Annotated in this window: 8 protein-coding genes; 4 read left to right on the top strand and 4 right to left on the bottom strand. The window is 45.2% G+C overall.

Annotated features, from left to right (window positions below; translation table 11 throughout):
* Positions 1–183: 183 nt before the first annotated feature.
* The 4 genes from KDK15_RS11295 to KDK15_RS11280 are packed head-to-tail and all read right to left on the bottom strand — an operon-like array spanning position 184 to position 6,219.
* The gene (locus tag KDK15_RS11295) at positions 184–1,578 is read right to left on the bottom strand and encodes an O-antigen ligase family protein (protein WP_257295458.1); all 1,395 of its coding nucleotides are present in this window, start codon (positions 1,576–1,578) and stop codon (positions 184–186) included.
* A gap of 12 nt (positions 1,579–1,590) precedes the next feature.
* On the bottom strand, positions 1,591–3,021 hold the full coding sequence (locus tag KDK15_RS11290; protein ID WP_257295457.1) for a lipopolysaccharide biosynthesis protein: 1,431 nt from the start codon (positions 3,019–3,021) through the stop codon (positions 1,591–1,593).
* Between the two features lie 5 nt (positions 3,022–3,026).
* A complete protein-coding gene (locus KDK15_RS11285; protein ID WP_257295456.1) occupies positions 3,027–4,127 on the bottom strand; it encodes a glycosyltransferase family 4 protein in 1,101 nt (366 codons plus the stop codon).
* The gene (locus KDK15_RS11280; protein ID WP_257295455.1) at positions 4,120–6,219 is read right to left on the bottom strand and encodes a bifunctional diguanylate cyclase/phosphodiesterase; all 2,100 of its coding nucleotides are present in this window, start codon (positions 6,217–6,219) and stop codon (positions 4,120–4,122) included. Before KDK15_RS11280 ends, KDK15_RS11285 begins: the two co-directional genes overlap by 8 nt.
* Positions 6,220–6,558: 339 nt before the next feature.
* Here KDK15_RS11280 and KDK15_RS11275 point away from each other — a divergent pair, with 339 nt between their 5' ends.
* The 4 genes from KDK15_RS11275 to KDK15_RS11260 all read left to right on the top strand — a co-directional run bounded on the left by KDK15_RS11275 (position 6,559) and on the right by KDK15_RS11260 (position 10,964).
* Positions 6,559–6,891 carry an STAS domain-containing protein gene (locus KDK15_RS11275; protein ID WP_209199922.1) on the top strand — a complete coding sequence of 111 codons (333 nt, stop codon included), beginning with the start codon at positions 6,559–6,561 and terminating at the stop codon, positions 6,889–6,891.
* Positions 6,892–7,078: 187 nt separating this feature from the next.
* Positions 7,079–7,429 carry a hypothetical protein gene (locus tag KDK15_RS11270; RefSeq protein WP_257295454.1) on the top strand — a complete coding sequence of 117 codons (351 nt, stop codon included), beginning with the start codon at positions 7,079–7,081 and terminating at the stop codon, positions 7,427–7,429.
* A complete protein-coding gene (locus tag KDK15_RS11265) occupies positions 7,426–10,260 on the top strand; it encodes an SLBB domain-containing protein (RefSeq protein ID WP_257295453.1) in 2,835 nt (944 codons plus the stop codon). The genes KDK15_RS11270 and KDK15_RS11265 overlap by 4 nt, the downstream gene beginning before the upstream one ends.
* Positions 10,257–10,964: a CpsD/CapB family tyrosine-protein kinase gene (locus tag KDK15_RS11260; RefSeq protein ID WP_257295452.1), complete on the top strand. Its 708-nt coding sequence runs from the start codon at positions 10,257–10,259 to the stop codon at positions 10,962–10,964. Before KDK15_RS11265 ends, KDK15_RS11260 begins: the two co-directional genes overlap by 4 nt.
* Positions 10,965–11,071: the final 107 nt, after the last annotated feature.

The following is an 11,071-nucleotide window of genomic DNA, read 5'->3' as shown; positions in this document are numbered from 1 at the left end:
CAGAGTGACTGATCACTTAGTCAGAAAATATGATTTCATTTGGTTAACTACTTAAACACCCATTCAAGTTCAACCGTTAATTTGTCAAAATTCATGACTTCTAACACATTCGGTTAATTGTATGCACCAGAGACAGATATCCCCCAGCGAATTCAAGATGCAAGATTCAACCACTGGAAATTGTTATTGATCCTGCTCACGGGGGAAATGGTTATCTGTATAATTGGCAATGGCAATACTTATGGCAGTGATGATATAGACTGGCCATAGAAACCCCTGACTCAAGAAGGTTCCGGATACACAAAAGCCGACCAGCCCAGCGTAGGTTCCTGCTGCAATGGCTGAGATATGGGGATCATACTCTGGTGTACCTTTATTTTGGTCCAGCCTTTTCAATGAGCCCCTTATGGACATGAAAACGGTGAAAATCATAAAACCGAACAAACCAAAACCGACAAAACCAGACTCTGACATAACCTGAAACCAGGTGCTGTGAGTAACATGAGCCTTGCCCTCCGCCCGGCTATGGGTTGCATAATCCCAGTAATTATCCAGAAAGAGATCGAGGCCAACACCTGTCATCGGGTTTCTCAGAGCCATGTTAAAAGCCGCTTCCCAGGCATGGATTCGTCCCATGGCTGACTCATCAATGCCATCCTCCGCAGCCCCCCCGGATTTACGGTCGCTGATGCCGGCAGCGGCCACCAGAATCATCAAAGCAAAACTGCCAATACTAATGAGCAGTAGCTTTGATTTGATTTTTCTAAGACCAAAGATACCAAATACGGCAACAGTCGCCAGTAAGCCTCCACGGCTTTGTGTAGCAATGATTGATGAAACAAAGACGATAATACCGGTCAGGCCAAGGAGCGTTCTGAACTTGCCGGTGCCTTTGGTGGAGGCGTACGCAACGGCATAGCTCATCGGAAAGCTGAGAACCAGCGACAGGTCATTAGGATCACCCAGGCTGGTACCTGGAATGGTGACACGGGTTTCCTCAACCATACCAATACCATTGGCATTGTTATAAAGGGTGACAGCGCCAACTGCCAGACCGGAACATATGATCATAAAGTGAACCAGTTTGAAGTGCCAGTGCTCGGTCATCATCCACGAGATGGCCAAAACCATGATACCTATTTTCATATACACACTGGTAAAGGCACCGAAAGCTGCAGGGGGATAGCTGGAAAATGCAATACCAAGCACAACCCAGCCGAAAAACCGGGCAAAAATGGTATGCTCGTGTCGCCAGTAGACCTTGACCTTTTCGGTCAGAAAAATATGCCAGGCCAGAACAAAGTATGAGGCCAGCGCTGTTAATAGTGGAATCTTTAAGGGGTCCAGCTGTGGAAATACTTCATGAAGCCTGAAAAAAGAGAAGAGAATGAAAATCAGGCATACCACAAAGGGTTTGCGCAGGATAAACAACAACCCCAGCGGGATCACTGCCAGCGGTAGCAGGGCTATCGGGTGTGGGAATATCAGACTTGGCAGTGCCACAAGTACACAGTAAGCGGTGACGGTTACGGTCTGGTAGCGATTAATAAACAGCCGCTCAAGGTTGGGTAGCTGCATCTTTAACCCACCCTAGTGCCTTAAGTACTTAATGGTGGAAAAAAGCTGGCGACGAAAAAGTAGTAGCTGAGTGGCGGAAAACAGTAGTGCTCCAGCCAGGATCATCAGGAACAGTTGAGCTGCCTCATGCACCTGACCGGTCAATTGATCTCGGAGTAGCAGTAAACCCACCAGCATAGTAATGGCGCTGCAGAGGCTGGGTAAAAGAGCACTTAGGAAAGCTGATGGTTTCAGCTCAAATGCTGGCAGTATGAGTTTCAGGTGGAAAGCGAAACTGATCAGGTTAATACCTAACCAGGCCCAGCATGCCCCGGCAACACCATATTGGATCCCATAGAAAAAAACAGGCAAAGTCAAGATAGTTAACAGCAGTGTTCTGCTGTTTTTATCGGGTTCACCAATGGCTGTTATGCTGGTAGCCATCATTTCCGACAGCATCCGGAATGGGCTGGTCAGGCAGAGAATTTGAAACGGGACAATGGCGGCCGCCCATTTGTCAGAGAGTACCAGAGTGATTAGCTCGGGGGATATAGCACACATACCGAGATACATGGGAAAAAGTACCAGACTGGCAAGCTGAACCGATTTATGCAGATACTGTCCTGCAACAGCTCGCTCATTCTGAAGTTTGGCAAAGGATGCAAGTCCCAGATGGTTAAGAAGCTCGCCGATCTTGTCACTGGGAAGGTTGGCCAGGTTTGTGGTTACAGAGAACACCCCCAGATCAGCTTTGCTGAGCAGGTGGCCAATGCTGATGCTGCCAAAGACATTGACGAAATAACGCAACATATCATTGACCGTAGCTATGCCGCTAAAACCTGCCATTTTGGAGAACCCGTTAAAATTCAATGTCGGACAGACCCAGCAGGGGGCAATAAGGTTATAGCCAATGACCAGTGTCAGGCGCATGAACAGATGCCCGAGGATAAGTGACCATACGCCGAGACCAGACGCAGCCATGGCGATGGTGATGAGACTGGTCATCAGGGCCGTATAAAACTGGACTTTTTCCCGTTCTTTGAACAGCATCTTGCGGCTTGCCATGGCATAAGGCAGCGTATGGAGCATCATAATAAGATGCTGGCAGGCTATTGCCCGGACAAGAATTGTCACTCTTGGTTCATCAAAGAAGTTGGCAATAACCGGAGCGATTGAAAAGAAAAAGCTGAAAAACACCAGGCAGGAAACAATGTTAATCGTGAATGCCTGTCTGAGTCGGATTGCTGTGAGTTCTTCTGCCTGAATGATCGCTTTGCCAATGCCAAAGTCTCCCATCAGTGCAAATATACCGATAAAAGCCATGGTCATTGCCATAAGGCCATAATCTTCGGGTGTCAGGAGGCGGATCAGAATCAGTGTATTGAGCCAGGTGAAGATCTGTGCCACAAGGCGCAGCATGGCACCAACTTTCAATCCTTTGATAACATTCTGGCCGAGTTCCATTTGGTTCATCCAGCTGTGTGAGAGCGATCCTGTTTCTTATTAGCCAGGCCATGAGCTGGTGACTCTTTGAGCGTATTGGGCCAATCGTACCCTTTTGCCTGCACGGCTTGCTGGTAAACATCAAGAATCTTTGGCAGGATCGCCTGACTTGAATAGCTATTGATCACCGTCGCAACGCACGCTTCCCTGAGTTGCCACTTCACGGCCTCTGGCAGTGAGTCCCAGAACTGCAGTAAATTGCTCATTTCATTAAGGTCTCCAACCGGAGACGTCCAACCATTGAAGCCCTGGACAATGAGCTCGGGTAGTCCTCCCAATGGAAAACTGAGGACAGGCACACCATGAGCCATGGCTTCAAGTGCCACCATGGGTAATCCTTCAAAACGGGATGTTATACACAACAGGCCAATGTCTCGCCAATGGGCTTCCATGGACTGAACCTGCCCCATGAACATGACGTTATTGATCTGCTGCTTTTGCAGTACTTCTTCCATTGGGCCACTGCCGTAGAGCCTGAAGGGGAGATGTGGTTGGTGCTTGGCCAGCTGCAGAAACAGGTCAGGACCTTTCTCGTAACTTAACCGGCCAACAAAAGCGATGGCTGTTCCCAAAGATGGGCGATTTTCCGGAACAGCCACAAAGTTATCAATCCGATGGGGAGCACTGATCCACCTTCTGGCAATCTCCTCACTGATAGCAATATTTTCAGAAATGGGGCTGCTCAGCTGATCAAGCAGTGAATATAACCGGACCATAGCTTCACCCGGATCACCATTATGAAAGGTGGAAACAACAGGCGTTCTTGTAATTACTGCAGCCAGACGACCAAAAATACCGGCTTTGTACCCATGGCTATGAAGTAAAAGAGGCTGTGTGTCTTTAAGCGCTGAAATCAGCCCGGGTAACTTGCCATTGAGATAGCGAAAACTGATTGCCGAGTCTTTTAAGGCCGGTTCAAGAGGATGTTCAGCCTGATATTTTTGGAAAAACCAGATCTCTGCAGGCCAGCCACTGTTTTTCAGTGCTTTGCCAAGTTGGTAAACATGGGTCTCAATACCGCCTGCCTGTCGGGAGTCCAGAAGTATGGCAATGGGGTGATCAGACATTATTGTCTCCCTGACGATCTCCATCCTTTGCCTGCGTATTACCCGACAAAGCACGCTGACTTGATATGAGGTTGATGAAGTCATGGGCGGACAGTGTCTTTCCGTAGAAATAGCCCTGTCCTTCCTGACAGCCTTTTTTAGCCAAATAGGTTTCTTGTTCAACAGTCTCTATACCTTCAGCCAGAACTTTCAGGCCGAAGCTCTTGCCAATCTGAACAATAGCTTCAACGATGCCACAGTTTTCCCGGTTATCAGGAAGGTCTTCGACAAAGGACTTATCAATTTTGATTTTATCGAATGGGAACTGTTTAAGGTAACCCAGAGAGGAATAACCCGTTCCAAAGTCATCAAGAGCCAGTGTTACCCCTATGCTTTTAATATTCTGAAGCTGGGCTTTGGATGCTTCCAGATCTTTGATAATGGAGGTTTCTGTCACCTCAAGTTCCAGGGACTCAGGAGGAACCTTGTATTTATTCAGTAGAAAAGCGATACGATCAGCAATATTCTGATCCTGCAGTTGAATGGCAGAGAGGTTGACTGACATACGCAGGTTTTGAAAACCGTCAAGATGCCACTGATTTAACTGTTGACATGCGTTTTCCAGAACCCAGTCACCAATAGGAATAATGTCAAGACTATGTTCTGCCAAGGGGATGAACATATTAGGCGAGATCATCCCTTTCTCTGGGTGATTCCAGCGCAGCAAGGCCTCTGCACCCACCAGCTGCCCTTTTTGATAGTTAAACTGTGGCTGAAAGACCAGGCTGAGTTCGCGATTTTCAAGGGCTTGGTGGAGATCCATCTCGAGCCGTTTGCGCTGGCGGATTTCGGTATCGATAGTGGCTACATAGAACTGGTAACGATTGTGGCTTCTGGATTTTGCCATGATCATGGCAAATTCAGCCTGTTGCAGTAACGTGTCGACATCCTCGCCATCATCAGGAAAGAGTGTTATTCCCACGGTAGCACTGATGGTCAGCTGCTCGCCATTAATCTCGAAAGGTCTGTCAAGCTGCTTGATCAAAGACTGAGCCAGTTCAGCAGCCTCATAGGGTTGCCCTATCTTTGATTGAATAATTGCAAACTGATCTTCACCTAATCGGCCAATATAGGCTTTGTTGCCGATACAGTTTCTTAGGCGATCCGAGACTTTTACCAGAATATGTTCGGCGACATTGAAGTTTACCTGGGCATTTAATGATTTAAAGTCATCCAGTCCGAGGCAGAGAATAGCAATGTTCTCATGCTTTTTTTTGGCCTTTTGGATAAATGTATTGATCTTGTTCTGTATAGTGCGGCGATTTGGCAGTCTGGTCAGGTAGTCATATTGGGAAAGCCGCATAATATGGGCTTCTGCTTTTTGACGTAGACTTTGATGGTAGTTAATGGAAGTTAACAGTTTATTGGCTGTTCTGACCCAGAGGCCTAATTCATTATTTTCATTACCTTCAGGCACTGGTAGCTGCTGTAGTCCCGGTTCTTCAGGGTCAATACTTGATAAATGGTGAATCAAACGATTCAAGGGACGAGTCAGCAACGTTGAGTAGATCATGTACATAAACAGAGCCATTGCTATGGCCCTGATTATCCCGGCAAATACGACAACGACGGATCTTTGAATAAACGCCTTACCTTCGTAGGCAGTATCAATTGAGAGGATCAGTTCCCCAAAATGCACTTTCTCTGGTTCATTGCTATACAATGGCTGGTGATATACACGGATGGGGTCAAAAATATAGTCTGAGAGAAGGCGGTAACGGGAAGCAAAAATGGGTCTTTCCACCATGGCCAGCTTTGAAGTATCGTTAATTCGTATTGAGGCTACCTGCACAGATTTCATTTCCAGCAGTCCATTCAGCACTTCCTGTCCCATGTCGGAATCAAGGCGATAGGCTGCCCTGCTGGCGGGCTCATGAATCATTGCCAACATTTCCCTGGCTTTCCGATCAATATCAGCGTTGGACAGGTGAGCATCCAGAAAGACCTGCACAAGACTCAATAAAACCCCTAATATACAGGCACAGAGAAGAACTGCCTTAAGCAGTTTGATGGACAGGTGTTCTGCAGAATGCATGTCCTTCTGTGTATCCATAAAAATAACTTTAGATGTTAGCCATTTATTCAGAGTTATTTGGATACAGCTTCATTTCTGAATGTATTTAGGCATATTGTTTGATTGGTGGTTTTTTACTGCCTTATGGATTAACTATAGAGTTTGCTCAGATTTGTGTTCTATAAAAAAATGGAATTTTAAGATTTTTTTAATTTCTGAATCTATTTTGCGATTTTTTGCAATTTTCTTGGTGATTTTATTTTTGCAGAATGTATGTCTGTTCCTTTGTCTAATCTAATTAAATGTGTGTTGTTTGAAATTCTGTTTTACTTTTATTAGATAAACAATAAGAATTGTTGAAGTTGGGAGTAACAGGTAATGGATTACGCGACTTATCAAGCCAGTAGCTGTGATATTATTGAATTGCATAATAAGTTCAATGCAGAGACAGTGAACGAGGTTAGAGGTCACTTTGATCATTTAATTAAAGAGTGTGCAGGAGATGTCCTTGTTGATATGAGTTCTGTAAATGAGCTTGATTCTTCAGGCATCGGTGCGCTGGTTTTTCTTTATAAGCGTCTAAAGACAGAGAGTAGAAATCTTGGATTGCTTGGTGTTAATGGAAAGCCTGACGAGTTATTGACAATGCTCAGGATTAACCAGACGATCAAGCAATATGAGAGTATTGAAGAGTATCTGTCGAAAAAATAAGTTTTTTTTATTTTTTTCTTTTTTGAGATCGGGGGGTAAATCTCCCGGATATCTGCTTGTTTATCTTTTTTTTCCGTTACTTTCCTCATGCGTGATCATTTGGCCACTTCATGCTGATCGTGATTATAGCCTTTCAGTTGATGAAAAACGCAATGTCCGGGATATTGATCGATCTTATGTAATTAACTTGTTTGATATAAGTCAATCCAGATACCTTGAGCTCAAAGAAGCGGGTGGTGAATATTGTCTTCCCGGGCAGATGCGCATAATCAGTGATCAGCATCAGCTTGTCATTCATGAGATTGATGGTGATCTTCTAGGCGACGCCAGTAATCGATTAAACGAATCATTTTCTGCCTTGGAAAAGGTTCGTTTGATGATGGAAGCGATGGCTGAAGATGATGGATGCCCTTTACAGTATGCTGCATGGCTGATTCAAAAGGGCCATAAACCATTACGGTCTGAAGACTCTGTGCTGGGGCTTTCAGACTGGCCTAGACCCGTAAATTTAAGGCTGTTTATGCGGGAGCCTCAATGAAGACTCTCTATTACAGAGGTATATGCGCCAGGTTGTTGCAAATATTGGCCGTCTTCCTGTTACTTGCTGTTTCTTCTGTCGTAGTGTCTGAAAATGTACCCATTGAAAAGGGTGGGGTGTTCTTCATAAAGCTGAGTGATGGTGAAGGGACTCTTCCTCTTCTGCAAGTTGATGAGGCAATAGCAATCACTTTTCCTGATGGAATGGTTCTCAATTTTATGGGGATGGATGAAGAGGCTGCTTCTGCTGAAATACTCAGGAAAGCTCGTCAATCATACACTATAGAGAACATTAACTATATTGCCCCGAAAGGTTTGATAAACGTTGCCATCCTTGGTGATATCCAAAATCCCGGCAAGTACCCTTTTCCCAATGACTCATTTTTAACCAGTCTTAATTCGTACCACTCTTTTTTTGATGACAATGACGTTGACGCAGACTTTACCCTGATCAGGAACAGCCAACATATTCAAGTGTCTGGTGAAAAGTCTGCACAATGGCAGCTGGAAGCCGATGATGCTGTTCTGATTTTTTTACGGGAGAAAGTCCTTGAAAAAACAGCTGATCCGCAGAATCAGCAGGGCAGTGATAAAGAAATTAAACATCAACATGATTTGGAAAATAATCAAAGCGCTGGTATAGAAGCCAGCCCTTCGGTTACACCGGTAAACGCAGAGAAGACTGTTCCAGAATTGGCTGACCCGGAATTAGCTGATCCGGAAGCAGTTGACGTATCAGACGTTGAAGTTGATATGTCATCAGTCCGGATGAGGGACCCTGAGCATTATCAGTTGCAGTCAGGGGATATTATGGTCATTGGGCTGCCGGGAGAAGATGGATTCAATACGAACTTTCTTATTGATAGAGATGGGACTATTCATCTTCCTGAAGTAGGGCAGTTGAAAGTAGCCGGTCTTACATTAAGGGCAGCAGATAAAGCCATTTATACGGCGCTTTCCGATGTGTTTCTCGGGCTTGATAAACTGACCATTCATTTGAAGGAAAAACGGTTATTGATCACTGTACTGGGCTTTGTCAAGGAACCTGGCGAAGTAGAACTGCCCAGTACTGGTAATATTCAAATGGCGATTACGGAAGCAGGGGGCTTTGTTGATGGTGCTCAGCTGGATAAACTGCAGCTGAGAAGAGATGGTAAAAAGATTGTTTTTAACTTTAAACGTTATCTGGATACCGGTGATCCCACTGTTCTTCCGGAGATAAAGTCTCTGGACGAAATTTTTGTGCCTACCTCTCCCGGCCTGAGCAGCGTTCACGGGGAGCCAAGGGTTGTAGATGATAAAGCGCTGGATTCTGTTTCTGACAGAACCGTGATCAAGGTATTTGGTGAAGTGGTTAAGCCCGTTAGCTTTCCTTATCAGGAAGGTATTAATGTGGTGGATGCTATTTTGAAAGGTGGGGGGGTTACACGGTATGCCAATGTTGAACAGATTCGGGTGCTTTCCGGTACAGAGTCCAAGCTGTTTAACATGAAGCAGTTTCTCGATAGCGGTAAAGATGAAGATTTGCAAATGTTAGAGCCTGGATCAACCATCTATGTGGCTCAGCAGGTTGATTCTGTTTCTGGTGGGACGCGTAAAGTGTATGTGATGGGGCAGGTTAAGAGGCCGGGTGCATTCGAAACATCCGAAGGTGTAAGTTTTCTGGATGTTCTGGCAAATTCAGGGGGACCTACCCAATTTGCTGATATCGGATCCGTCAGGATTCTCAAAAGTAATGGTACTTCGGTTTCTTTCAACTTTCAGGATTTTACTGAAGGTAGAACCTCCAGCTTACCCTCTATTGACTCGGGAGATGCGGTGTTTTTCCCTGAAAAAGGCCCTGAGGATGATAAGTCCTGGCTCAAGCTTGAAACCGCAGACTCACTGAAAATTCTGGGAGCCATCAAAAAGCCAGGACGCTATGAATGGGCTCCATCGGTAGATTTTATAGATTATCTCAGTAATGCCGGTGGCCCTACTGATAAAGCAGACCTTGCCCAAGTAAAAATTATTAAGCCAGGTCCCAATGATCAGCGGAATATTATTGAGTTCAATATGCAGGAGTTTATTGAAGTTGGTGGGTCATGGTCAGATATGCCTGAACTGACGGGTGGTACAACAATAGTGATTCCCAAGTTACCGGAGAACCCATCCGCAGATACCTCAACCTGGGTTAAGTTGCCAAAAGAAAATGCCATCTATGTGATGGGATCTGTTACCAAACCCGGACGATACGCTTTCAATGAGGAAATGGGGTTTCTCGATATACTCTCTGCTGCCGAGGGGCCAACTGAAGATGCCGATCTCAGTCAGATACGGGTTGCTCACCGAAATGAGGGAGCCCCTAAGGTCAGTAAACTGGATCTGCTGCGATATTTTGAAACAGGTGATGATACTTTGTTGCCTGAAGTGAAACCCGGTGACACTATTTTTGTTGCATCCAGAAAGCGTAAGTGGGTAGAAAAAGAGTTCAGTGATACTGTCAGAATCATGGGGGCTGTTGGTGAAAGTGGGAGGTACGACTTTACCAATAATATGAGTATTCTGGATTTACTGGCTGAGGCTGGTGGACCAACAGAATCGGCTTATATTGAAAAAATCCTTATTGTCAATAGTTCTTGCTGTAAAAATAAGGCGACGACATTTAACTTGGTTGATTTTATGAAGAATCCAGAAGCTTCACGATTACCAGTGCTAAGAGCAGGAGATACTGTTTTTATTCCAGAGTTGTCGCAGTCTGATTGGAACGGATTTACAGACTTGGTAGCAGATATATCAAGTATTCTGACAGTAATTAATCTTTTAACGGGTTTGGGGTGGATTAAGCCATGATCAAGCTACCCATAAACTATCTGGAGATTGAAGAGATATATGGCAACAGTATTGGTAAGGGGTTGCGTTCTGTCGCTATTACTTCGGCTAACCCGGAAGAAGGTTGCAGTACATTGGCTTATGCTTTAAGTCAGCGTAGTGAAGTCGATGGTAAGCGAACGTTGCTGGTGGAAGTGAACATGCTGCACCCTGAGTTGGGTGATATTTCCGGGCATATTCATACCGACTGGTTGCCAAATCCCCAGTCTGCTGATGGCTGTATTATGCGTTCGGATGATGTGAACCTGGATATACTGCCAGCCCCTTGTGATACGGATGTGCTTGGATTCCGCAGCATTGCTAACATGAGCAAGCTTATGGAGCATTGGCTGGAAAATTATGACGCAGTAATTTTTGATACCTCCCCGGTAAATGCCAGAAATCGCAATAATATTCCCGCTGAGTCCATTTGTGCCATGGTTGATGGAACAATAATGATCGTATTGGCTGGAGTGACTCGACAAACACAATTCAAAACTGCACTGGACAGGCTGACCCAACATGATGTGTCATTGATTGGTGTTGTTTTTAATGATTTTCTAAATCCTCGCCTGGCTGATGAAATTTGTCGGGAAACCCGTCGGCTAGACAACTGGTTTCCTAATGCCATGCAGAAAATCAGAAATTACGTTAAAAGATCTTCATTCTTTAATATTGACCTCTAGCCCGGATATTTCATAAACGTGCTCCGCTCTCGCTTGTCCTTTGCCGCTCTATGGGAGTTTTGCTCAGTCGACCGTACTCCCCGGTACGGCGCTCCCTCACAAAATCC

The sequence above is a fragment of the Endozoicomonas sp. YOMI1 genome, from assembly GCF_024606345.1.
GTDB lineage: Bacteria > Pseudomonadota > Gammaproteobacteria > Pseudomonadales > Endozoicomonadaceae > Endozoicomonas.
Note: the sequence above shows the minus strand (reverse complement) of the source record. Positions and strands in the feature narration are given on the sequence as shown.

Excerpts from the sequence above, each read along its gene's own strand:
- KDK15_RS11295 (WP_257295458.1), bottom strand. The coding sequence starts at position 1,578 with ATGCAGCTACCCAACCTTGAGCGGCTGTTTATTAATCGCTACCAGACC.
- KDK15_RS11265 (WP_257295453.1), top strand. The coding sequence starts at position 7,426 with ATGAAGACTCTCTATTACAGAGGTATATGCGCCAGGTTGTTGCAAATA.
- KDK15_RS11260 (WP_257295452.1), top strand. The coding sequence starts at position 10,257 with ATGATCAAGCTACCCATAAACTATCTGGAGATTGAAGAGATATATGGC.
- KDK15_RS11285 (WP_257295456.1), bottom strand. The coding sequence starts at position 4,127 with ATGTCTGATCACCCCATTGCCATACTTCTGGACTCCCGACAGGCAGGC.
- KDK15_RS11290 (WP_257295457.1), bottom strand. The coding sequence starts at position 3,021 with ATGGAACTCGGCCAGAATGTTATCAAAGGATTGAAAGTTGGTGCCATG.
- KDK15_RS11275 (WP_209199922.1), top strand. The coding sequence starts at position 6,559 with ATGGATTACGCGACTTATCAAGCCAGTAGCTGTGATATTATTGAATTG.
- KDK15_RS11280 (WP_257295455.1), bottom strand. The coding sequence starts at position 6,219 with ATGGATACACAGAAGGACATGCATTCTGCAGAACACCTGTCCATCAAA.